This window comes from uncultured Tenacibaculum sp., assembly GCF_947502995.1.
Taxonomy (GTDB): domain Bacteria; phylum Bacteroidota; class Bacteroidia; order Flavobacteriales; family Flavobacteriaceae; genus Polaribacter.
In genome coordinates, this window is sequence record NZ_CANNBW010000035.1 from 1 (window position 1) to 22,393 (window position 22,393).

Consider the following 22,393-nt stretch of genomic DNA (forward strand, 5'->3'; position numbering starts at 1 on the left):
AAAACCAGAGAAGCTAGCTTCTCTGGTTTAAATAATACTTTTTAAAACTGTCAACCTATTTTAGGACGACTCAAAATTTTAATCATTAAAAAACCGAAACATATTTAATGTTTCGGTTTTTAATTTTCTTAACTGTTCATAGCAATATCCCCCTCTAGATTAATAGTGGTTGATACCTCCATTGTAATAGTTTTTAGTTAAATATATGTTAACAAGAATGATGCCGAAATACACTTATACTCTTTTTTTTATCGCTTAAATGCAAAAAAAATACAGATAACACCTTTTTTTTCTAAAAACGATGTAAAAAAAACAATTTTGTAATGTGCAATATTATAGGGTGTTAAGCTCTGTAAAAGTCGAAGTAGCTACTCGAAAATTATTAATTAACCGACAAATAAAAAAAAATGAATTCTCAAATTTTATATCCAGAATCTGTGTATGCATACAGAATTGGAAATGATACAAAAGTTACTATTGTAGCTAAAGGACACGAAGATGGTTATTGCAATATAGAAATTACTCCATCTATGGCTACAATTTATCCACCTATATACATGGTTGTAGGAACTCCATGTGCAGCAATTGGATATTTTCCTTACACTGTTCAGAAAACTGTTCCTTATTCAACAGATTTGGATTACATTCAATTTCAAACAGCAAATGGAACAGAAAGAATAGCAATTCATGATGTAATGGAGACTTTAGATAAAACTCCAAATACTGAATTACTAGCAAAAGCAGCTACAAATGATAATCAAGTTACTGGTTATGCTTATAATTCTTCAGATATAAATAAAGCAATAGACGATGCGATTTCAAAATTGAGAAAAAAGTTTCCTAATGGAATTTCAGCAGAGTTAGTTTCATCTGGATTTGTTGCAGCTGGTTCTCCGGTAGGTATAGCTTTTTACTATGCTGTAATGGAACAAAAATCATAAAACAGAATTTTTAGATTTGTTTAAACTCAACTTGTTTTAAAAGAGGTAATATGTGAGATTTATTGCCTCTTTTTATAGTATAAATTTGTTGATACTATCGAAGAATTGCTTTTTGTAAGTATCTCCAATAGGAAGATTATTTCCGTTAGATAAATAAACAGTTAAAGAATCAGTTTTAATTACATGTTCTAAAGCTACAATATATGATTTATGAACTTTTACAAATTGTTTTGAAGAAAGCTCATTTTCAAAATGTTTTAAAGTATTGTAAGTAATAATTTGGTTTTCTTTAGTATGAATAGAAACGTAATTTTTTAAGCTTTCAACATAAATAATATCTTTAGTATAAATTCGCTCAAAGTTATTTTTTCCATCAGTTTTTATAAAAGTAAACTCATCACTGTTTGTTATTGTGTTTTGAATTTCTTTAGGTTTTACTTTTAAAATAGCACTATAAAAACGTTCAAATTCAAAAGGTTTTAAAAGATAATCAACTGCATTTAACTCGTAACTTTCTATGGCAAATTGCGGATAAGCAGTTGTGAAGATCACATTAATTTTATCTTTTATGATTTTAGACAATTGTATTCCTGTTATAGTTGGCATTTGAATATCAAGAAATATTACATCTAACTCTTCTTTCTCAATAATACCTAAAGCTTCTATAGGATTTGTTGTAGCAGCAACTAATTCTAAAAACGGAACTTTTTTTACATATGATTCTAATAATCGAATTGCAGGAGCTTCATCATCAACTAATAAACATCTTAACTTTTGCATTGCATTATTTTTTTAAAGGGATTTGTAAATGAGTACTATATTCTACATCATTTTCAGTAAAATCAAAAATATAATTATTATCAAATAAAAGAGATAAACGCTTTTTTAAATTTTCCCTACCAATTCCTTTGGAGCTGTAATGTTTAACGAAAGCAATTTTATTTTTAGTTTTTAATTCCAAATGATTTTCTGTTATTTCAACGTTTATTTCAGCAGGAAAACTTGGATCATTAACTATTCCGTGTTTGAAAATATTTTCAATAAAATGAATTAACATTAACGAAGGAATTTCTTGGCTTCCAATTTCTCCTTTAATAGATAAGTTTACAAATAAATTATCCTCAAAACGTTTTTCATAGAAATACATATAATCTTTAATAAATTTTATCTCATTATGTAGCGGCATGAAATCTTTTTGAGCCTCGTAAGTTAAATAGCGTAATAATTCTGATAATTTATGAATTCCTTTTGCTGTTTTTGGTTGTGTATCTGCTAATTCAGAATAAAAAACATTTAGTGTATTAAATAAAAAGTGAGGTTCTAATTGGTTTTTTAAAGCACCTAATTCTGCTTTTTGTTGTTCTAATTCTAACAAGTAAATTTTATCCTTATTCTTTAAAAACACAAAAAGTAAATAGATAAACGTACTAAAAAGGATAACTTTTAAACTATAATATGAATTATCGAAAATATAGTACCAAAAAGTACGACTTTGTTCTGAGTAATTATGAAATCCTGTAATTGAATATAAAATGACTTCTTCTAAAAAATAACGAATTGCTGGAAATACAAAGAATAAAGAGATTAGTCCTAAAAAGAAATAGATGATGTTTTTCTTTTCTAAAGTCTTCGGTGCAATTAATTTAATATTTAAAGCGTAAACACTAAAAAAAGTAATAAAATAGGTGGTAGTTAAAACAATTCCGAAAACATTAAACTGCTTTATAAATGTTTCATGACCTAGTGTTACATACTTCCTGAAAATGTTCATAAAAACAAGAACAAAACCAAAAAGGAAGTGATATTTAAATTGATTTTTTATTTCCATATTTCAAATGTAGCTATTAAAGTTACTTAGCGAAGTTGGTTTACCATCTAATTCCCGTTTTTTAGGACGAACCCCAAAAACTACACAACGAAATTGAAAGTGTAAAAAAACAAGGAGTTTATACTATAGAAAATGTACTTAATGGAATTTAAAAAAATGTCGTTCAGATTGAAAATACTTTTGGAGTGTTGAATTTAAAAAATCAAACCTCATGTATATCAGAATTATTATAGTCACAATCTGTTTGCTAGGTCAAACAGTCTTTAGTCAGAAAAAACTAATAGAAGAACATTTTAAAGAAATTAAAACTTCAGATGTATTTATTTTAGGATCATTTCATTTTGCCAATCCAGGATTAGATACATATAAACAAAAACATTCAGTGAATATTTTCTCTGAAAAAAAACAAGAAGAGTTAAAAGAGCTATTAAAAACGATTAAAAAATTTGCACCAACAAAAATTGCAGTAGAGTGGAGAGCATCAAAACAAAAAAAGCTAGATTCATTATACAATGCTTATTTAAAAGGAAATTTTAAACTGAAATCGAATGAAGTTTATCAAATAGGTTTTCGATTGGGGAAATTGTTAGGTCACAAAAAAATATATGCTATAGATGCTTCTGCTAGAAATTTTAAAAGTGATTTAACGGAAAAAGAACACAAAGAAAAACAAGCTTATTTTATTAATAAGGCAGGTGGGAAAATGCTAAAAAGAGAAATGAATATAGATAACACTTATTTCAGTTTATATGAAAAAGAAGACAAGTTAAAAACAGAGGTAAGCTTATTAGAATTTTTTAGAGTTTTAAATGATAAAGATGTCGTAAATCAAAGTCACGGACACTATTTGATCGGTGATTTTAAGATGGGAGAAGGTGAAAAAAATGATTATTACGGAGCTGATAAAGCAATATGGTGGTATAGCAGAAACTTAAGAATATTTCAAAATATGTTGAATATTAATACACCAGGAGAAGATAAAGTTTTTGTATTAATCGGAGCAGGACATTTACCAATATTAAACTTTTTAGCAAATGCTTCAGTAGATTTTAACATGACAACTTTAGAAGAATTAATCAAACAATAAAACATAAAAACAAAAACATACAACAGATGAAACTATTTAAAATTTTAACCATAGGGCAATTATTATTAGGAACATTAGGATTCAGTCAAGAAATAAATTTTGAAGCAGATAAAAAAGAGTTAGAAAGTAAGATTCAAAAGATAGAAGTTTTAAACTTTGGAACATTTCATATGGGAGAAACTTCAGATGAAAACAAAACGGAATTTGATGAGAATAATAAAGATAATCAGAAAGCTGTACACAAAATAGCAGCTATGCTTGCTAAGTTTAAACCAACAGTTATTTTAGTTGAAGCGAGACCAGAATATGATGAAAAACTACAATCTTCATACAAAGAGTATGTTAAGAATCCTAATATGAAGTTTAAAAATCCGAATGAAGTACAATTGTTAGCTTATGAATTAGGAAGATTATCTGGAACTAAAAGAATTTATGGAATCGATCATAAAATGAATTATAACTATAAAATTGGAGCAGAAATTAATAATGAGATCGATAAAGAAATGTTGTATAAATATTATCAAAATCCAATTCCATATCACACAAACCTTAAAGTTAATAGAGATAACTTAAGTTTACTTGATCAATTAAAATTATCGAATCACGATTTATATTTAGATTTCTTAATTACAGTGAATGCAGATATGTTAACACATGCAGGGACTAAAAACGGTTTTGAAGGAGCCGATGAAGCTGCAAAATATTACCAAAGAAACTTAAGAATGTATTCGAATTTAAACAGAATTAAGTTGACAAAAGAAGACAGAGTTTTTATTCTAATGGGAGCAAGCCATACTGCATTTTTTAGAGATTTTATAAGTAGAAGTCCGAAATATAAAATGGTTAATACATTTAAGTATTTAAAATAAAAAGAAACCTCGCTAAGTAGCGAGGTTTTTTATATCGTAGTTGTTAGTGATTTTATTAATTATAGGTTAGGAATTACTAATTCTTGTCCTGGGTGAATTAAATCGGCAGACTTTAAGATGTTAGTATTTGCTTCAAAAATCTCTTTGTATTTCATTGCATCTCCATAATAATGTTTAGCAATTTTCCCTAGAGTTTCTCCGCTTTGAACAGTGTGATTAGCATAAACAGAAGTGTCTTCAACAGAAATGTCAGCAACAATATCAGTAGGAGCTTCACCACCTGCTTTTTTAATTTCATCCCAAATAAGATTTTTTTCATATTGATTTTTTGCTGTTCCAGAAATGTGTAATACACCGTTTTCTTCTTTTACATCTCCATTTTTAATTTCTAATTGTTCACCTAAACTTAAAACACTTTGATATTTTGCTTTCATCGTTGTTATATTTTTTAATTAATTACTACCCTAAATATAAAAAAAAAACATACTTTTGCGGGCTTAAAAATTAAAACAAATTATTATGAAAAAACTATTAATTGCTTTAGCAACTGGTTTTATTGGTTTCACAAATTTAAATGCTCAAGAAAAAGAAGCTATTGGAGGCTTTGAAAAAGAAGATTTTTTTATCACAGGTAGATTAAGTTATTCGAATTCATCTATTTCTGATTCTGATGTTAGTTCTAACACTTTCACATTCGCACCTGCAGCTGGTTATTTTATTACTGAAAATTTAGCTTTACAATTAGGTTTAAGTTACAATTCTTCAAATGTTGATAATGGAGTTACACAAGCAGATGCTAGTACTTTTGGTGTTGGAGCAGGGGTTAATTATTTCTTTACACCAGCTAACAGGTTTTCTTTTACTGTAGGAGGTAGTATTTTTTATAACAATACTAGTGTAGATGATAATATTACTCCAGATACTAATGCATTTGGAGTTGTTGTTACTCCTGGTATTAACTACTTTATCTCTAACTCTTTTGCATTAAATGCTACAGTTGGAGCTTTAGGATTTAACAGTTCATCACCTGATGTTGATAATGCTAGATCTACAAATACTTTTGTATTCAACATGGATTTAACAACTGTTGCTTTTGGATTAACTTACAAGTTCTAAAAAAATAGATTAGATCAAATTAATTAATAAAAAAAGTCGAAACTTTATAGTTTCGACTTTTTTGTTTCTATATGTTTTTAATCCTATAAGTGAATAACTTCATCATAAGCATCAGCAACAGCTTCCATAACAGCTTCACTCATTGTTGGGTGAGGGTGGATAGCTTTTAATACTTCATGACCAGTAGTTTCTAATTTTCTACCTAAAACAGCTTCAGCAATCATATCAGTTACACCAGCACCAATCATATGACAACCTAACCACTCTCCGTATTTAGCATCAAAAATTACTTTTACGAAACCTTCTGGAGTACCAGCAGCTTTTGCTTTACCTGAAGCAGAGAAAGGAAATTTACCAACTTTAATATCGTAACCTTGTTCTTTAGCTTTTTCTTCAGTTAAACCAACAGAAGCGATTTCTGGAGTTGCATACGTACATCCAGGAATGTTTCCGTAATCGATAGTTTCTGTGTGTAAACCAGCAATTTTTTCAACACAAGTAATTCCTTCAGCAGAAGCAACGTGTGCTAAAGCCGGACCAGGAGTTACATCTCCAATAGCATAATACCCAGGAATATTAGTTTGGTACCAATCGTTTACTAAGATCTTATCTCTATCAGTAACAATTCCTACATCTTCTAATCCGATGTTTTCAATGTTTGTTTTAATACCAACAGCAGATAAAACGATATCGGCTTCTAAAACTTGCTCTCCTTTTTTAGTTTTGACTGTAGCTTTTACTCCATCACCAGAAGTATCAACAGATTCAACAGAAGAGTTAGTCATTACTTTAATTCCAGCTTTTTTGAAAGAACGCTCCATTTGTTTAGAAACATCTTTATCTTCAACAGGAACAATATTTGGCATATATTCAACAATAGTTACTTCTGTACCCATTGCATTGTAGAAGTGAGCAAACTCAACTCCAATAGCACCAGAACCAACAACAATCATAGATTTTGGTTGTTGAGGTAATGTCATTGCTTCTCTATATCCAATTACTTTTTTACCATCTTGTGGTAGACTTGGTAATTGACGAGAGCGAGCACCAGTTGCAATTACAATATGATCTGCAGAATATTCAGTTACAGTTCCATCTTCAGCAGTAACATCTACTTTTTTACCAGTTTTAATTTTTCCAAAACCGTTAATTACATCGATTTTGTTTTTCTTCATTAAGAACTGAACACCTTTACTCATTCCGTCTGCAACACCACGACTTCTTTTAATTACAGCATCAAAATCTTTGTCAATAGCTTCAGCCTTTAAACCGTATTCGTCAACATGTTTTAAGTAATCGTATACCTGAGCAGATTTTAATAAAGCTTTGGTAGGAATACATCCCCAGTTTAAACAAATACCACCTAAACTTTCCTTTTCAACCACAGCGGTTTTAAAACCTAATTGAGAAGCTCTAATGGCAGTTACATAACCTCCAGGACCAGATCCAATTACTATGATATCATATTTCATAATTCGTGTTTTATCTATTAGTTGTTTATTTATAATTAAGGATTAAAGACTAGGTCTTTAATTCCGAATTTCTTACTTGTAATACCCAACAATGCATTTACTGTATAGTGGATAATTATTAATGCAATTACAGCAGCTAAAGGTACGCCGAAAATTTTATAAGGCATATCGTAACTCCATGTTCCTAAATTGATGGTAATAATTTCACCAAGAGTAGGAAAGAAGGCTACCATAAAAAGTACTAACCATTTTTTGTTTTTTGATGATAAATACGAAGCTTTTTTATTGATCTCCAATTCTGTTTGATACATTAGAATAAAAGCTGCTCCCCATGCAAAAAACACCCATTTTGGTATTTCTGTTGCTATATTATGATATTCCCAGTATTGATACTTTGTTCCAAAGTACTCACAAGTGTAACCGATAATAGCAGTTAAAAGAAAACCAAAAATAAGGTTACTATTAAATGTTTTGTTTCTTATGTTTTTTACGAATGAGTGTGTAATTTTTAAAATTAAAAGTATGGCTAAAATGAGGTCATACTGATGGAAGAAACCAATGAGTAATCCGCCAAGTATAAGTTTTAGCATACTTTTTAAAATTATTTTAGTTACAACATTCATTCGTTAGAATTACATTCTCTATTATTTACATTTTTCGTTATAGTAATTAACAATATTTACTACCACTTCTTTATTTTCTTCTTCTTCAAGGAAATTTCCTTCGATTTCTTTTTTGTTTTTTATCAAAAGAGGGAAGTTTGTACAATCAGAAGTAAGTTTAGTTAATACCTTTCTGAATTTTTTTCTTTTATAATTTGATGGGATTTCTACTAGAATCTCATCTTCATTTTTTTGTATATAATATTCTCGATAAGTTACACCAGGAGAAGTTCCAACACCTATTCCACCAACAGTAAGTCCAAGCTGTGAGTTCATCGATTTATATCTTATCTTATAATATACACTTAAACTTCCATCAATTATTTTTTGAACCAAAACATGACCATTTTTAGTTTTTTTACTAAAAAAAGCAGATTTTAAATTCCTTTTTACTTTTTTAAAATCTTCTAAAGCATATGTTACGACCTTACTTTTTTTATCTTTTTTGAATTTAACATTCGAAAAATCAGTAATTTTTACAAGTCCATATATTACTTCACCATTATTCAACTCAACTTTTCCTTTCTCATATTTGTTAAAAGATGTAAGAAGAGTTCTTTTATCTGGAGTCAAATTTTGAGTAAAAGCGTTTAACACTAAACACAATAAAAATAATAGAGTAATCTTTAATTTCATTATTACATTCTTTCAGGTACATCAATACCTAACAAACGAAATGCAGATGCAATTGTATCTGCAACTTTTTTAGCTAATTGAACTCTAAAAATCTTCTTATCTTCATTTTCTTCACCAAGAATAGAAACATTTTGATAGAAAGAATTGAACTCTTTAACTAAATCATATGTATAGTTGGCAATTACTGCAGGTGAATAATTCTTCGCTGCTTGCTGAATTACTTCTGGATATAACTCTAATTGTTTGATTAATTCCTTTTCTTTCTCGTGTAAATCAATTCCAGATATAGTTTTTGAATAATCGAAATTGGCTTTTCTTAAGATAGATTGAATTCTAGCAAAAGTATATTGTACAAATGGTCCTGTATTTCCTTGGAAATCTACAGAAGCTTGTGGATCGAATAAAATTCGCTTTTTAGGATCTACTTTTAATATGAAATATTTTAAAGCTCCTAATCCGATAATTTTATACAGCGATTCTTTTTCTTCGTTTGAATACCCTTCTAATTTTCCTAATTCTTGAGAAATTTCACGAGCTGTATTCGTCATTTCATTCATTAAATCATCAGCATCAACAACAGTTCCTTCACGCGATTTCATTTTTCCAGATGGTAAATCAACCATTCCGTAACTTAAATGATATAACTGATCAGCCCAATTGTAACCTAACTTCTTTAAGATTAAGAATAATACTTTAAAATGGTAATCTTGTTCGTTACCAACTGTATAAACCATTCCGTTTAAATCAGTGAAATCTTTAGCACGTTGAATTGCAGTTCCGATATCTTGAGTCATGTATACAGCAGTTCCATCCGAACGTAGTACCAATTTCTCATCTAAACCATCTTGAGTTAAATCACACCAAACAGAACCATCTTCTTTTTTAAAGAACACTCCATCTTTCAATCCTTGTTCTATAACATCTTTTCCTAATAAATAGGTATCACTTTCGTAATATAATTTATCAAAATCAACACCAATGTTTTTGTATGTTACATCAAAACCTTCATACACCCAACCGTTCATTGTTTTCCAAAGTGCTACAGTTTCTTCATCACCAGATTCCCACTTACGTAACATTTCTTGAGCTTCTAAGAAAATAGGCGCTTGTTTTTTAGCATCATCTTCACTCATTCCGTCAGTAACTAAATCACTGATTTCTTTTTTATATTCTTGATCGAATTTTACGTAGTAATTTCCAACTAATTTATCTCCTTTTAATCCTGTAGATGTTGGAGTTTCTCCGTTTCCGAAACGTTTCCAAGCTAACATTGATTTACAAATATGAATTCCTCTATCGTTAATGATCTGAGTTTTGTAAACTTTATGTCCGGCAGCTTTTAAGATTTCAGAGACAGAATATCCTAATAACACGTTACGAACATGACCTAAGTGTAAAGGTTTGTTAGTGTTTGGTGAAGAGTATTCAACCATTCTAGCATCTGTACTAGAAGTTACAAAGCCATACCTTTCACTAGTAGCGATTTCGTTAAAGAAATTGATGTAAAAACTATCATCAATAACTAAGTTTAAAAATCCTTTTACAACATTAAAACTAGATACTTCTTGTACGTTTTCTACCAAGTAGTTACCTAAGTCGTTTCCAATTTGAACCGGATTTCCTTTTTTGTATCGTAATAAAGGGAAAACTACTACAGTTATATCACCTTCAAAATCTTTTCGGGTTGCTTGAAATTCAACAGATGGAATTTCAGTTTCGTATAATTTTTCAAACCCTTCTTTAACCTTCGCTTCTAGTAACGATTGTATGCTCATTAGTTGACTTATTTCTTTTAAATCGAGTAGCAAAATTACATAATTTTATTGGTTTATTTAGCTCATTTCTGGTCATATTACTGTAGTTTTGCAATATGGATAAAGACCTTGAAAATCTTAGAGAATTAGCTCAAGAAAAGCTGCAAGAGAATAAAAAATACTTTCAGAAATTAAAAAAGCGTACTCCTAAACGTCTAGATTTAGTTGTTCAAGAGATTCACGAAGAAGAATTTGAACGAACAGATTGTTTAAATTGTGGAAATTGTTGTAAAACTACAAGTCCGATGTTTACTTATAAAGATATTGAACGCATAGCGAAACATTTAAAAATGAAAGTAGCTGACTTTGTTGCACAATATTTACGTATTGATGAAGATGATTTTCATGTATTACAAACTTCTCCTTGTCCTTTTTTAGATTTAAATGATAATTCTTGTTTTATTTACGATGTTCGTCCGAAAGCTTGTGCCGAATACCCTCACACGAATAGAAAAAAGTTTATCCAATTAGCAAATCTTACCATAAAAAACACTGAAATTTGTCCTGCTACTTATAGAATTCTTGAGGAGTTGAAAAAGAGGTTGCCACAGTCTTAGCTTTTGAATTTATTTTGTTATTAAGCTATGAAGTTTATGAAATTGGCTAAAAATCTAAGTTAAAATTACCAATTTCGTAGTTTTTCTTAACAGAGGTAAATTTTGTAACCTAATTTTTTTATTAACATTGTTATATCAAACAATTACAATGTTATTTATGGAGGTTATAAAAAGTTATTTTGAAAATATGCCAACTTTACATAGAAGTATGTTATTAGTTGGTGGAATTTCTTTTTTTTGGATTTTAGAAAGCGGAATACCATTATTTAATTTTAAATACAATAAGTGGAAGCATGCTTGGCCTAATTTATTTTTTACAGGAACTACTGTAATTATTAATTTTGCTTTAGCTTTTTTATTATTACAAACATCTTTTTGGGTAGAGAAAAATCAATTTGGACTTATAAATTGGTTGCCAGAAATGCCACTTTGGTCATATATAATTTTAGGTGTTTTATTTTTAGATTTTTTCGGAGCATATCTAGCTCATTTGGTTGAACACAAAGTAAAACCTTTATGGATGGTACATTTAGTACATCATTCAGATCATAAAGTAGATACTACTACAGCAAATAGACATCATCCGATAGAAAGTGTAATTCGTTTTGCATTTACATTATTAGGAGTGTTTTTAGTAGGTACGCCTTTTTATATTATTATGCTTTATCAGTCTTTATCTTTAGTATTTACTCAGTTTAATCATGCTAACTTAAAAATGTCGAGAAAGTTAGATAAAATATTAAGTTACATTATTGTATCACCAGACATGCACAAAGTCCATCATCATAATTTATTACCGTATACGGATTCTAATTTTGGAAATATTTTTTCTATTTGGGATAGATTATTGGGAACTTACATGGAGTTAGATAGAGATAAAATTGTGTATGGTGTAGATACATTTCCAGATGAAGTAAAAAACTCAGATTTAGTTGAACTATTAAAACAACCTTTTCAAGGATATAGAAAACCAACAAATTTGGATGAATTATAAAAAAGAAACGAGCTAGAGAGCTCGTTTTTTTATTTATTTGAGTAAATATTAGAAATTTACCAAAATTAAAATTGTTTGATAAATTAGTCTACATAAAAACTAGAACGATAACATCTAATATTATCACCATTAGATTCATCTATAGCTGAATAATGAGAAAAATATAAAGATGGACCAATGTGTGTAAAATAGCATTCGTATTTTCTACTAGGATCACCCTTGAATTTTTCTTTTTGATTGGTAGCTGCCTGTGCATGTCCATTCAAATATCCTCCTGTAATTTCTTGCTGCTTGGCTTTACTTAATTCTTTAACTTTTTTTTGATTTAAAATGTCTTTTAACATGATTTTGTTTTTTGATTAATAATTCGAGTGCAATTTATTTATAGTAAGTATTGAATTTATTAGGAATAGAGCTAATTAAGTCATGGATTTTACCTGTAAATTAAATAGGGAAATGTTTTAAGTTATGGTATAGTTTATGGGAAAATTTTTATAATCGGATATATTTTAAAAGATTTACAAAAAATTCTGGGGAAGTTTTTATTGTAGGGAATTAAATAAAAGATCTTTTAGCTTTAAGTGTTGTAGAAGAATTTAACGACGTTGTTTATATAGAAGAAACAGAACTAACTAATTTAAAAGGGTTAAATAACCTAAAGAAAATTTAAAAAATGGAGACTGTAAACAGTAAATAATGAAAAAGCAAACCGATTAAGGTTTGCTTTTTTGTTTATTAATAAGGCCAACAGATATAAACTCTTCCAGTTTCGTCATAATGAGAGATATGACTAAAACTATTTGGATTCTGATATCTTGTATAACAAGCATATTTACCACCAGGAGTCCAATAATCTGGATCTTTTGGAGTTAAAGTTGTTCCAGTAGTTGTAGAACCTGTTGTGCCGTGAGTTCCACCACCACCTGTAATTTCTTTCTGAGTGTTTTTGTTTAGGGCTTTACCTAAATTTAAAATGTTTTTCTTCATGATTGATATTTTTTAATTCTATCTGAATTTATTACGATCTAATGATCTTTAGAGAAGAATATTTCTGAATAGCTATTCTGAACTTTTGAAATCTTAATTCAGAATTAATTTTAAAGTTTCTCAAATAAGATTCTGAAAATCGTAAGTAGAAGGTTAAATTTTTTTATAATTTATCAATAGGACCATTTCCATTATTACCGCCGTTGTTTCCTCCACCAGTACTAGTAGAACCACAATTACAAAAAAGAGGTTTAGGAATTATACTTTGGAAATAAGCTCCTAATTCACACCATTCGAAACAAGGAATGTTTCTACTTCCTCCATTAATAGTTTTTTGTGCAGATTTACTTAAGATTTGACCTAAGTTTAAAATGTTTTTTTTCATGATTAAATATGTTTTAATTCATCATGAAGATATCAGGAGAAAAAGGAATGTATAATAGTTTATTTCCGAACTGTTGATTTAAACTTACGAAGTATTTAATATGCTTACTTAAAATCAATAAGCTCAGTTCGAATTCTAGTATTTTTATCTTTTTTAATGATGTTTAACTGCTGAGTTAGTTTTAAATATTCTTCAATAGGTAATTCGATATTAATACTAATTAAATAGTGTGAGTTAGGTTTGATATACTGTATTTTGTCAAAATCTTGTATAGATTTTATTTGTAAAAGTTCAGGATGGTAAGCTTTAATATATGATGCTTTATTCTCATATTCTGTTACTGGAGGTCTAGGTGGGAAGCCATTATTTTCTTTTTGTAGTTTTTTCATATCTTCTTCCCATAAATCTATAATTAAAGGAAAAACATGATATAATTCCTTTTGTAAGTCAATTTTGGTAATCAAGTTTACTTTACGTTTAAAGGTAAGATTGATTTTTGAAAGCGTACTTTTTAAATCTTTAAGAGTTATTTTTTTGTTTAATAATATATTATAAGTGATAAAGGGTGTGTGAATGGGATAATTATAAAGTTTTAAATTTAAACTATCAAAACCACTGTAATCTTCAAGTATAAATTTATTTTCTCTTTTAATTAAATTGAATGTTTTATGATTTGTTGATAGACTATCGTAACTTATTTTAATATTAGAATCTAAATTTATAAGGTTATAAGTTATATATTTATTTTCAATAATATTCGAATGCCTTAAAAATGTACTATTGTTTAGAATTACTATTGAGTCTCCTTGTTGTAAGCTAATTTTCTTAGTAAGTGTTTTGTCTTTTAAATAAATTTTTAAAGAATCTCCTTTAATTTCATATTTCCCTTTAAAGTTATAATCAAAAAAATTGACTAATATTATAGAGTCTTTTTTGAAATTAACCTTGTAAAAAAAAGAGTTAGAATATTCTTTATAATCATAAATCCAAACACCTTGTAAATCTTCTTTGTTAATAGTTTTTGAGCAAGAAATAAAAGAAAAAACTAAAGAGAGATAAAATAACTTTTTCATATAAAATTTTAATAGGGAATTATATCAAGAATTATTCCTTTTATGAATCAAAGCAAGAATTTTTTTTCCTCTAGCTTCGCAACCTTTACTTTCATGAATCACTTTAGTTTTTATAATATGTTCAAGTTCTGAATGTACCCAATCTCTATGTTTTCCAAAAAGGAACAAAGTAGTCATTGTATAAGCTTTTACTGCAATTTTTTGATCAGTTATTAACCAATCAAAACCAGTTTCAATTATAGTATCAATATGGTTATTGGTAAGTGTCTCCTTAGTATTATTCGGTAACTTATCGTCAAAAGCAATAGCTAAATGTTCGCACATTTTAGCACAAGTGCGAAGTACACCATCAAAATGTATGTTTTTAATATTGTTTACAAATGTTTCTATGTAAGGAAGCAAATGATCAATTCCATGATGAGTACAAATCCATTCTAAAATCCAAGCAGCTTTTATAGATATTTTATCCTCCGTTCTAAATGTTAAATTAACCAAGTCTTCTATTAATTCGGTATGCTCTAATACAATATTAGCAGCTTTATTTCGATTTATTCTTTTAGGGTTTTCAACTGAATTTAATGTAGAAATTAAAAAATCGATACTCATATTGGTACGGTTTATGTACTTTTACAGAAATATTTACTAAATATAAAAACAAAAATAGTAGTAATGGTAAAAGCAAGAGAATATGTTGTTTTAAGTTTTGTATTTACAATGTTTTTTACAATAGCATCAATAGCTCAAAAATTCAATCAAGTAGATGCTAATGGAAAAAGAACTGGTGAATGGCGTAAATATTACGAAAATGGAGATATTCGTTATAAAGGACAGTTTAAAAACGGAAAAGAAATAGGAATGTTTTCTTTTTACGAAAGAGGAGGAGCTTACCCTTCAATCGTGAAAATATTTTCTGAAAAATCCGATACAGCTTCAGTTAAGTTTTACAATAAAAGTAGAGTGAAAACTAAAGGAAAAATGATTGGTAGAAAAAGAGTAGGAAAGTGGATATACTATTTCTCTGATGGAAAAACATTATTTTCTGAAGAAAACTATAAAGATGGAAAACTAGATGGTGTTTTAAAAAATTACTACATCAATGGAAAAGTAACTGAAATTTCAGAATACAAAGAAGGAAAAAGACACGGTTCTTCTAAAATCTACACAGAAGAAGGAATTTTAATAGAAGATGTAAATTATGTTAATGGTAACTTAGAAGGTGAAGGAACTTATTATGATTTAAAGGGAGTTATCAAAGAAAAAGGAATGTATAAAGATGGTAAACGTGTAGGGAAATGGGAATTCTACATAGATGGTGAATTATCTACAAAAGGTAGACCTGATAAGAGTATAAAAAAGAAGAAAAAAAAGCAATAAACCATTCTTATATAACCATCAACTTTAATGATGAAACTATCGATAACAATTTCGTAAATTTGCAGCCTAAATTATGCAAGATATGAAACGAGTTGTTGTAGGTCTTTCAGGTGGTGTAGATAGCAGTGTAACGGCTTACTTATTAAAAGAACAAGGATATGATGTTATAGGCTTGTTTATGAAAAATTGGCACGATGATTCTGTGACAATTTCAGATGAATGTCCTTGGTTAGAGGATAGTAACGATGCTATGATCGTTGCCGAGAAATTAGGAATTCCTTTTCAAACAGTAGATCTAAGTGAGCAATATAAAGAACGTATAGTCGATTACATGTTCGATGAGTATGAAAAAGGTCGTACTCCTAATCCAGATGTACTTTGCAACAGAGAAATAAAATTCGATGTTTTTATGGATATCGCTTTAAGCTTAGGAGCTGATTATGTTGCAACAGGACATTATTGTAGAAAAGAAGAAGAGTTAGTTAATGGGCAAACAGTATATAAGTTATTAGCAGGAAAAGATAATAATAAAGATCAATCATACTTTTTATGTCAATTATCTCAAGAACAATTAGCTAAAGCTTTATTCCCTGTAGGAGAGTTAACTAAACCAGAAGTTAGAGCAATAGCTAAAGAAGCAGATTTAATTACAGCTGAAAAGAAAGATTCTCAAGGATTGTGTTTTATAGGTAAAGTAAGATTACCAGACTTTTTACAGCAAAAATTACAACCAAAAGAAGGTGTAATTGTACAAATTCCTGATACTTATAATGCTTATACAAAATCTTTGCCTAAATTTGAGAATAAGATAGCAGAACTCGATTATAAATCGAAAAAGTTTACATATCAAGTTTCCGACGGAAAAATAGTTGGTAAACATCAAGGAGCCCATTATTTTACTAAAGGTCAACGTAAAGGCTTAGCAGTAGGAGGAACGAAAGAGCCACTTTTTGTTATAGAAACAGATGTAGATGAAAATGTGATTTATACAGGAGAAGGAAAAAGCCATAAAGGATTATATAGAAATGTGCTTTTTGTTTCTAATGAGGAATTACATTGGGTTAGAGAAGATTTAGCTTTAAACATAGGAGAAACTATGGAAGTTGAAGCCAGAATTCGTTATCGCCAATCTTTAGAAAAAGCTACATTATATAAAGTGGGGAAAGGAATTTATGTTGAGTTTGTAAATGCTCAATCTGCCATACAAGAAGGGCAATTCGTTGCATGGTATGCTAATGAAGAACTCTTAGGGTCTGGTGTGATTTCCTAATTGAATAACTATATGAAAGTAAGAACTAAAAAAGATGTTCTAAAATTACAAGAGAAAATAAAACTAGAACTTGGTCTAGATGTTAGTAAGTATAAAGATGAGGAAGTAGTTGAAAATTTTGTAGAAATTCTTCTACTTCCTAACTATATAGTTTCTTGGGTAATTAAACCGATTTTAGTATCTCTTTTCATTTATTTTTTTGGTTTTTATGCTTTTAATTTAGTTCATGTAGAGTATTTAATTTATGCAATTATAGGTTTTGGTTTATTTGTTGTTTTTGGTGTTGCATTTGGTTTTTTGTCTTTAGTTTTTAAGATGAAAAATGATATTTGGGAGATTGTTGATTATTCGCTCGATATTTTAAAATTAGCAATTCAAGATATATCAAAAATTAACAATCAAATCACTGAAGAGAATAAGAAAGATGTTCTTTCTTTAGTTTTTAAAGGAATAATTCATATTGTTACCATTCCATTACTTTCAAAATCTGTTACTAGTAAAATACCATTTATTGGAGGTATAGCTAGTAGTTTAATTAAACGAGTTTTAACAATAGTTTCAAATAAATTAGAGTTTAAAGAAGATAATATAGAAGACTTTGTAGAATCACCATTAGAAGATAAACAAAAACTTTACACATCTTACATGAAAACCATTATTGCCACTTCAAATGGATTAGAAACTTTTATAGGTTTTGTTTTCAGAGTATTAAAAATTCCAATGTTAGTTTTCTTCTTTTTTTCATTATCAGCACTTTTACTTTTTCTATATTTAATCAACTAAAATATATATTTTGACAAATAAAATTACTGAACTTTTTAATATAAAATATCCAGTTGTTCAAGGTGGAATGATATGGGTTTCTGGTTGGAAATTAGCTTCAGCTGTTTCTAATGCTGGTGGATTAGGACTTATTGGAGCTGGATCTATGTATCCTGATGTTTTACGTGAGCATATTCAGAAATGTAAAAAAGCTACAGATAAACCTTTTGGAGTTAATGTTCCTATGTTGTATCCAGATATAGAACAAATTATGGATATTATTGTTGAAGAAGGAGTGAAAATTGTCTTTACTTCGGCAGGAAATCCTAAGACTTGGACTAACTTTTTAAAGGAGAAGGGAATTACTGTAGTTCATGTGGTAAGTTCAGTGAAATTTGCTTTAAAAGCCGAAGCTGCAGGAGTTGATGCTGTAGTTTGTGAAGGTTTTGAAGCCGGAGGTCATAACGGAAGAGAAGAAACAACAACTTTTACTTTAATTCCTATGGTAAAGGAACAGGTGAAAATTCCTATAATTGCTGCTGGAGGAATAGGATCGGGTAGAGGTATGTTAGCAGCGATGGTTTTAGGAGCAGATGGAGTACAGGTTGGAAGTAGATTTGCAGCTACTTTAGAATCTTCTGCTCACGATAATTTTAAAGATACTATTGTTAAAGTTAAAGACGGAGATACGTATTTAACTTTAAAAGAATTAGCACCAGTTCGTTTAGTTCGTAATAAGTTTTTTAACGACGTTCAAGAATTATATCAAAAAAATCCTTCTGTTGAAGAGATAAAAGAGTTATTGGGTCGTGCAAGAGCAAAACGAGGTATGTTTGAAGGAGATTTAGATGAAGGAGAATTAGAGATCGGACAAGTAGCTGGTTTAATTCATGAAATAAAACCTGCTGGCCAAGTTTTAAATGAAATTATAGAAGAATATAATATTGTTTTAAATAGTAGCTTTCCAAGTTTGTAATAATTTTATTTCAATATTCTTTGAAATGATGTTTCAAAAAAGAAGTATATATAATCAAGAATTAATTTGGGAAGGAGATTTAACTGATGATTGCTCTGCAAAATGGCGCGGTTTATTATTAAGAGCAGAATGGATGAATCAAGATTTTTGGTGGTGGAGTGTTTATGATTTACTGAACAAGGAAAAACAAATTGATTCGTCTAATAATTATTATCCTGAAACGTTTAAAAACGGAAAATTAGCAAGAAGTGCTGCTGTACAAATAGCTAAGAATTATCTTAAAGAAGAAATAGTTTTTGAGTTTAAAAACAGTTCAAATTCGTTTAAGTTAGAAGAAATAATTTCAAATATTAAGGATATAGGTTTTAGTTCAGAAAGAATATTTTGGATTCTTATTCAAGATTTTGGGATAGATTATCAAATGGCAAAAAAACTTACTTTAAGTAAGAATCAATAAAAAAATCCTAGAAATAATAATTTCTAGGATTTTTTGTTTTATGTTTTGTTATACTTTTTAGAAGTTTACATAATCAACAATTTCAAGTCCGTAACCAATCATTCCAACACGTTTTTCTTGTTTTGTGTTAGATACTAATTTTAACTTGTGAATATTTAAATCATGTAATATTTGAGCTCCAATACCAAAGTCTTTGTTATCTAAAGTAATTCTAGGTGCTTTTATATTTCCTTCTGCTTGGTTTTCTTTTAAACCTCGTAAACGATTTAATAAGTTTAAAGATTGATTTTGTTGATTAATAAATAAAATTGCCCCACGTCCTTCATCATTAACAACTTTAAACATACGATCTAATTTATGATCTGCATCGTTTGTTAATGTTCCAAGAATATCATTATTTACTAAAGTAGAATTAACACGAGTTAAAATAGGTTCATTTTTACTCCAAGTTCCTCTAGTTAAAGCTATATGAATTTGATCGTTTGTAGTTTGGTGGTAAGCTCTTAATCTAAAATCTCCAAAACGAGTTTGAATTGTAAAATCTTCTTTCTTTTGAATTAGAGAATCATGCTCCATTCTATAAGCGACTAAATCTTCAATAGAAACAATTTTTAAATCAAACTTTTTAGCTACTTCTACCAATTGAGGTAAACGAGCCATAGTTCCGTCTTCATTCATAATTTCTACAATTACACCAGCAGGTTGTAAACCAGCTAAACGAGCAAAATCTATAGCAGCTTCAGTATGTCCAGTTCTTCTTAAAACACCACCTTCTTTAGCACGTAAAGGAAAAATATGTCCAGGTCTTGCTAAATCAAAAGGTTTTGTGTCTTCATTAATTAAAGCTTCAATAGTTTTAGATCTATCTGATGCAGAAATACCAGTTGTAACACCATTTCCTCTTAAGTCAACAGAAACAGTAAATGCAGTTTCCATAGGATCGGTATTATTATTAACCATCATACCTAATTCTAACTCTTTACATCTATTTTCTGTTAATGGAGTACAAATTAAACCTCTTCCGTGAGTTGCCATAAAATTAATCATCTCTGGAGTAACTTTTTCAGCAGCTGCAACAAAATCACCTTCATTTTCTCTATCCTCGTCGTCTACTACAATGATTACTTTTCCTTGACGGATATCATTAATAGCTTCTTCTATTGTATTAAGTTGTATTTTTTGATTAGTTTGTGTTGTCATGTGTGTTAATTTTCTTCTTTTTTAAAGAAGATTTTTTTAAAGAAATTACCTATTCTAACAAATAGACTATTAATGTCGAATAGTCCTTTATCTTGTGTTGCTCTTGTTGTTAAAATTATTGCCAAAGGTAACATTAATGCTACAGCTAACCAAGAACCTCCAATTGCAGAAATAGAACTTTCCTCGGCCATATTTCTTCCAAATGTATTTGAAAAGAAATAAGAGACATATATGGCTATAGCCAATATCATTGGTAATCCCATACCACCTTTTCTAATAATAGAACCTAAAGGAGCTCCTATAAAAAACAGTAACAAACAGGATAAAGAAAAAGCAAAACGATTATAATATTCGATATCGTAAAGGTTCATTATTTTCCTTTGATGTTTAAAAGAACCTTTGTTAGCAGTAAAATTGTTAATAGATCTATCTATTTTAGATAAAGAATTATTTAGAACTTCTAATTTGGAAACCAAATCGAAATTTTCTAAAATATTTTCTTTTACATCTTTTAGCTTAAGTGAATCTGGATACGAATATAATTTATTTGCACTTGTATTTAGGTAAATACTTCTTGCTCTATCCTTTACATATTGATCATATCCTACTTTTAATTTAGGTAAAGTATCTTTCAATTGCTTTGAACTAAGCATATTATAATTTGTTGTATGCTTAGTTTGATCTAAATCATCGTCAGAAAAAGAAGATATGTCAATATTTATAGTGTATTCGTCAAAATCTGCATTTGAAGATTTCATTCTGAAACGTTCTTTATATGCAGTTCTGTTTTTTACATGATGTTCGAAAAAGTGCCCATCTTTTAGTCTTAAAGTAAGGTATTTACTTCCTTCTTCAGAAATAAACTCCCCGTTTTTGGCAGATATAATTTTATTATTTCCTCTACCTGCTGATAAGTCGTAAATAAGTACATTTTTTAAAAGCTTATTGTCCTCTCCGTACTTTTCATCAAACTTAATTTGATAATTAGGAATTTCAGTATTAAAACTACCAGGAACAAGTGCTAAAGCAGGTTGTTTTTTTCTAATATTTATCTTCAAATTAATTTGTTTCATGATTGCATATGGATATATATAATCTAGAAAAACAAAATTCACAGAACTCATTAGTATAGCGAAGAAAACAAGAGGTCTTACCATGCGTTGCAAAGAAACACCTGCAGATTTAGTAGCAGCAAATTCATAATTTTCAGATAAGCTACCTAAAGTCATTATAGATGATAATAAAATACCAATTGGTAGTGCTTGAGGTGCAACAATTAAAGTTGTATACCAAAGGAATTTTAAAATGATAAGAATACTTATTCCTTTACCAGCCAAATCATCAAAAGCTAGCCAAAGTGCTTGCATTACTAATACAAAAAGTATAATGAAGAAAGTTGCTAAGAAAGGAATTAAGAAACTTTTTAATATGTATTTGTCTAGTTTTTTCACTATTGCAAATGTAACAAGCTTTATTGTAATAAACAGAAAATGTTTTGTTAATTGAAAAATTAAAAACTCCTAATTCATTTTAAAGAATTCTTAAAGTTTAAAACTAAAAGCAGCAGTTTATTAATATCACTGTTTTCAGGGGATAAATAAATATTAGTTTAAAATATATTTGATAAATATGAAATTGTTGAATAATGAAGTGTAGATTTTTAACAACATATTTTATTTGATTATGTGTGTGTAAACGATTACGAGTCTTCCATCTCAATATATATACTTGGTAATATGGGATCTATAGCATAGTTGTTTAGGGGAATGACTATAAATTTACTAAAGTTTAAATAAGAAGACTCGTATTTTTAATCTTCATGAGTCGTCCTAAAATAGGTTGACAGTTTAAAAAATATATTTAAACCAGAGAAGCTAGCTTCTCTGGTTTTTTATTGTGTATAAAATTAGGAGTTTTCATATTCAAACTCAAA

At 28.8% G+C, this 22,393-nt stretch carries 25 protein-coding genes; 11 read left to right on the top strand and 14 right to left on the bottom strand.

Going from position 1 to position 22,393, the window contains the following annotated elements; translation table 11 throughout:
* The first annotated feature begins 407 nt into the window (after positions 1-407).
* On the top strand, positions 408-941 hold the full coding sequence (locus tag Q1A46_RS20090) for a hypothetical protein (RefSeq protein ID WP_299683315.1): 534 nt from the start codon (positions 408-410) through the stop codon (positions 939-941).
* A 72-nt stretch (positions 942-1,013) separates the two neighbouring features.
* Here Q1A46_RS20090 and Q1A46_RS20095 read toward each other — a convergent pair whose 3' ends face one another.
* Positions 1,014-1,721 carry a LytTR family DNA-binding domain-containing protein gene (locus Q1A46_RS20095; protein ID WP_299683317.1) on the bottom strand — a complete coding sequence of 236 codons (708 nt, stop codon included), beginning with the start codon at positions 1,719-1,721 and terminating at the stop codon, positions 1,014-1,016.
* Between the two features lie 4 nt (positions 1,722-1,725).
* Entirely contained in the window at positions 1,726-2,769 is a 1,044-nt protein-coding gene (locus tag Q1A46_RS20100) for a sensor histidine kinase (protein ID WP_299683319.1), read from the bottom strand.
* Positions 2,770-2,980: 211 nt separating this feature from the next.
* Here Q1A46_RS20100 and Q1A46_RS20105 point away from each other — a divergent pair, with 211 nt between their 5' ends.
* A complete protein-coding gene (locus tag Q1A46_RS20105; RefSeq protein WP_299683321.1) occupies positions 2,981-3,856 on the top strand; it encodes a DUF5694 domain-containing protein in 876 nt (291 codons plus the stop codon).
* 26 nt (positions 3,857-3,882) lie between these two features.
* Positions 3,883-4,725, top strand: a complete 843-nt coding sequence (locus Q1A46_RS20110) for a DUF5694 domain-containing protein (RefSeq protein WP_299683323.1) — start codon at positions 3,883-3,885, stop codon at positions 4,723-4,725.
* 59 nt (positions 4,726-4,784) lie between these two features.
* Here Q1A46_RS20110 and Q1A46_RS20115 read toward each other — a convergent pair whose 3' ends face one another.
* Positions 4,785-5,159, bottom strand: a complete 375-nt coding sequence (locus tag Q1A46_RS20115) for a LysM peptidoglycan-binding domain-containing protein (protein WP_299683325.1) — start codon at positions 5,157-5,159, stop codon at positions 4,785-4,787.
* Between the two features lie 85 nt (positions 5,160-5,244).
* Between Q1A46_RS20115 and Q1A46_RS20120 the strand changes: the two genes are divergently transcribed.
* The gene (locus tag Q1A46_RS20120; RefSeq protein WP_299683327.1) at positions 5,245-5,841 is read left to right on the top strand and encodes an outer membrane beta-barrel protein; all 597 of its coding nucleotides are present in this window, start codon (positions 5,245-5,247) and stop codon (positions 5,839-5,841) included.
* An 83-nt stretch (positions 5,842-5,924) separates the two neighbouring features.
* On the opposite strand, the gene lpdA is transcribed toward Q1A46_RS20120, so the two are convergent.
* From lpdA to argS, 4 genes are read right to left on the bottom strand one after another with little or no spacing between them, the layout of a single operon-like run.
* Positions 5,925-7,313 carry a dihydrolipoyl dehydrogenase gene (gene lpdA / locus Q1A46_RS20125; protein ID WP_299620053.1) on the bottom strand — a complete coding sequence of 463 codons (1,389 nt, stop codon included), beginning with the start codon at positions 7,311-7,313 and terminating at the stop codon, positions 5,925-5,927.
* Positions 7,314-7,348: 35 nt separating this feature from the next.
* Complete coding sequence (locus Q1A46_RS20130) at positions 7,349-7,903, bottom strand: hypothetical protein (protein ID WP_299683329.1); 555 nt, start codon at positions 7,901-7,903, stop codon at positions 7,349-7,351.
* 54 nt (positions 7,904-7,957) lie between these two features.
* Positions 7,958-8,611 (bottom strand): hypothetical protein, encoded by a 654-nt coding sequence (locus Q1A46_RS20135; protein ID WP_299683331.1) that lies wholly within the window; start codon positions 8,609-8,611, stop codon positions 7,958-7,960.
* A 2-nt stretch (positions 8,612-8,613) separates the two neighbouring features.
* Complete coding sequence (gene argS, locus Q1A46_RS20140; protein ID WP_299683333.1) at positions 8,614-10,386, bottom strand: arginine--tRNA ligase; 1,773 nt, start codon at positions 10,384-10,386, stop codon at positions 8,614-8,616.
* 95 nt (positions 10,387-10,481) lie between these two features.
* Here argS and Q1A46_RS20145 point away from each other — a divergent pair, with 95 nt between their 5' ends.
* Complete coding sequence (locus Q1A46_RS20145) at positions 10,482-10,982, top strand: YkgJ family cysteine cluster protein (protein WP_299683335.1); 501 nt, start codon at positions 10,482-10,484, stop codon at positions 10,980-10,982.
* Between the two features lie 157 nt (positions 10,983-11,139).
* Entirely contained in the window at positions 11,140-11,976 is an 837-nt protein-coding gene (locus Q1A46_RS20150; protein WP_299683337.1) for a sterol desaturase family protein, read from the top strand.
* An 83-nt stretch (positions 11,977-12,059) separates the two neighbouring features.
* On the opposite strand, the gene Q1A46_RS20155 is transcribed toward Q1A46_RS20150, so the two are convergent.
* From Q1A46_RS20155 to Q1A46_RS20175, 5 genes are all read right to left on the bottom strand, one after another.
* Positions 12,060-12,320: a hypothetical protein gene (locus Q1A46_RS20155; protein ID WP_299683339.1), complete on the bottom strand. Its 261-nt coding sequence runs from the start codon at positions 12,318-12,320 to the stop codon at positions 12,060-12,062.
* A 391-nt stretch (positions 12,321-12,711) separates the two neighbouring features.
* Entirely contained in the window at positions 12,712-12,963 is a 252-nt protein-coding gene (locus Q1A46_RS20160; protein ID WP_299683341.1) for a hypothetical protein, read from the bottom strand.
* 163 nt (positions 12,964-13,126) lie between these two features.
* Entirely contained in the window at positions 13,127-13,348 is a 222-nt protein-coding gene (locus Q1A46_RS20165) for a hypothetical protein (protein WP_299683344.1), read from the bottom strand.
* A 104-nt stretch (positions 13,349-13,452) separates the two neighbouring features.
* Positions 13,453-14,421: a hypothetical protein gene (locus Q1A46_RS20170; protein ID WP_299683346.1), complete on the bottom strand. Its 969-nt coding sequence runs from the start codon at positions 14,419-14,421 to the stop codon at positions 13,453-13,455.
* A 24-nt stretch (positions 14,422-14,445) separates the two neighbouring features.
* A complete protein-coding gene (locus Q1A46_RS20175; RefSeq protein ID WP_299683348.1) occupies positions 14,446-15,027 on the bottom strand; it encodes an adenylosuccinate lyase in 582 nt (193 codons plus the stop codon).
* 63 nt (positions 15,028-15,090) lie between these two features.
* On the opposite strand from Q1A46_RS20175, the gene Q1A46_RS20180 reads away from it, so the two are divergent.
* The 5 genes from Q1A46_RS20180 to Q1A46_RS20200 all read left to right on the top strand — a co-directional run bounded on the left by Q1A46_RS20180 (position 15,091) and on the right by Q1A46_RS20200 (position 19,260).
* Positions 15,091-15,795: a toxin-antitoxin system YwqK family antitoxin gene (locus tag Q1A46_RS20180; protein ID WP_299683350.1), complete on the top strand. Its 705-nt coding sequence runs from the start codon at positions 15,091-15,093 to the stop codon at positions 15,793-15,795.
* A gap of 82 nt (positions 15,796-15,877) precedes the next feature.
* Positions 15,878-17,065, top strand: a complete 1,188-nt coding sequence (mnmA, locus tag Q1A46_RS20185; RefSeq protein ID WP_299683352.1) for a tRNA 2-thiouridine(34) synthase MnmA — start codon at positions 15,878-15,880, stop codon at positions 17,063-17,065.
* 12 nt (positions 17,066-17,077) lie between these two features.
* On the top strand, positions 17,078-17,848 hold the full coding sequence (locus Q1A46_RS20190) for a hypothetical protein (protein WP_299683354.1): 771 nt from the start codon (positions 17,078-17,080) through the stop codon (positions 17,846-17,848).
* Between the two features lie 10 nt (positions 17,849-17,858).
* Positions 17,859-18,803, top strand: a complete 945-nt coding sequence (locus Q1A46_RS20195) for a nitronate monooxygenase family protein (RefSeq protein ID WP_299683357.1) — start codon at positions 17,859-17,861, stop codon at positions 18,801-18,803.
* Positions 18,804-18,828: 25 nt separating this feature from the next.
* Entirely contained in the window at positions 18,829-19,260 is a 432-nt protein-coding gene (locus Q1A46_RS20200) for a hypothetical protein (RefSeq protein WP_299683359.1), read from the top strand.
* Between the two features lie 57 nt (positions 19,261-19,317).
* Here the strand turns inward: Q1A46_RS20200 and ribB are convergent, their stop codons facing one another.
* Together ribB and Q1A46_RS20210 are read right to left on the bottom strand one after the other, a co-directional pair.
* The gene (gene ribB, locus Q1A46_RS20205) at positions 19,318-20,460 is read right to left on the bottom strand and encodes a 3,4-dihydroxy-2-butanone-4-phosphate synthase (RefSeq protein ID WP_299683361.1); all 1,143 of its coding nucleotides are present in this window, start codon (positions 20,458-20,460) and stop codon (positions 19,318-19,320) included.
* Between the two features lie 5 nt (positions 20,461-20,465).
* Positions 20,466-21,911, bottom strand: a complete 1,446-nt coding sequence (locus tag Q1A46_RS20210; protein ID WP_299683363.1) for an LptF/LptG family permease — start codon at positions 21,909-21,911, stop codon at positions 20,466-20,468.
* Positions 21,912-22,393 lie beyond the last annotated feature (482 nt).

Coding starts and splice junctions, on each gene's coding strand:
- Q1A46_RS20090 (WP_299683315.1), top strand. CDS start 408: ATGAATTCTCAAATTTTATATCCAGAATCTGTGTATGCATACAGAATT.
- Q1A46_RS20095 (WP_299683317.1), bottom strand. CDS start 1,721: ATGCAAAAGTTAAGATGTTTATTAGTTGATGATGAAGCTCCTGCAATT.
- Q1A46_RS20100 (WP_299683319.1), bottom strand. CDS start 2,769: ATGGAAATAAAAAATCAATTTAAATATCACTTCCTTTTTGGTTTTGTT.
- Q1A46_RS20105 (WP_299683321.1), top strand. CDS start 2,981: ATGTATATCAGAATTATTATAGTCACAATCTGTTTGCTAGGTCAAACA.
- Q1A46_RS20110 (WP_299683323.1), top strand. CDS start 3,883: ATGAAACTATTTAAAATTTTAACCATAGGGCAATTATTATTAGGAACA.
- Q1A46_RS20115 (WP_299683325.1), bottom strand. CDS start 5,159: ATGAAAGCAAAATATCAAAGTGTTTTAAGTTTAGGTGAACAATTAGAA.
- Q1A46_RS20120 (WP_299683327.1), top strand. CDS start 5,245: ATGAAAAAACTATTAATTGCTTTAGCAACTGGTTTTATTGGTTTCACA.
- lpdA (WP_299620053.1), bottom strand. CDS start 7,313: ATGAAATATGATATCATAGTAATTGGATCTGGTCCTGGAGGTTATGTA.
- Q1A46_RS20130 (WP_299683329.1), bottom strand. CDS start 7,903: ATGCTAAAACTTATACTTGGCGGATTACTCATTGGTTTCTTCCATCAG.
- Q1A46_RS20135 (WP_299683331.1), bottom strand. CDS start 8,611: ATGAAATTAAAGATTACTCTATTATTTTTATTGTGTTTAGTGTTAAAC.
- argS (WP_299683333.1), bottom strand. CDS start 10,386: ATGAGCATACAATCGTTACTAGAAGCGAAGGTTAAAGAAGGGTTTGAA.
- Q1A46_RS20145 (WP_299683335.1), top strand. CDS start 10,482: ATGGATAAAGACCTTGAAAATCTTAGAGAATTAGCTCAAGAAAAGCTG.
- Q1A46_RS20150 (WP_299683337.1), top strand. CDS start 11,140: ATGGAGGTTATAAAAAGTTATTTTGAAAATATGCCAACTTTACATAGA.
- Q1A46_RS20155 (WP_299683339.1), bottom strand. CDS start 12,320: ATGTTAAAAGACATTTTAAATCAAAAAAAAGTTAAAGAATTAAGTAAA.
- Q1A46_RS20160 (WP_299683341.1), bottom strand. CDS start 12,963: ATGAAGAAAAACATTTTAAATTTAGGTAAAGCCCTAAACAAAAACACT.
- Q1A46_RS20165 (WP_299683344.1), bottom strand. CDS start 13,348: ATGAAAAAAAACATTTTAAACTTAGGTCAAATCTTAAGTAAATCTGCA.
- Q1A46_RS20170 (WP_299683346.1), bottom strand. CDS start 14,421: ATGAAAAAGTTATTTTATCTCTCTTTAGTTTTTTCTTTTATTTCTTGC.
- Q1A46_RS20175 (WP_299683348.1), bottom strand. CDS start 15,027: ATGAGTATCGATTTTTTAATTTCTACATTAAATTCAGTTGAAAACCCT.
- Q1A46_RS20180 (WP_299683350.1), top strand. CDS start 15,091: ATGGTAAAAGCAAGAGAATATGTTGTTTTAAGTTTTGTATTTACAATG.
- mnmA (WP_299683352.1), top strand. CDS start 15,878: ATGAAACGAGTTGTTGTAGGTCTTTCAGGTGGTGTAGATAGCAGTGTA.
- Q1A46_RS20190 (WP_299683354.1), top strand. CDS start 17,078: ATGAAAGTAAGAACTAAAAAAGATGTTCTAAAATTACAAGAGAAAATA.
- Q1A46_RS20200 (WP_299683359.1), top strand. CDS start 18,829: ATGATGTTTCAAAAAAGAAGTATATATAATCAAGAATTAATTTGGGAA.
- ribB (WP_299683361.1), bottom strand. CDS start 20,460: ATGACAACACAAACTAATCAAAAAATACAACTTAATACAATAGAAGAA.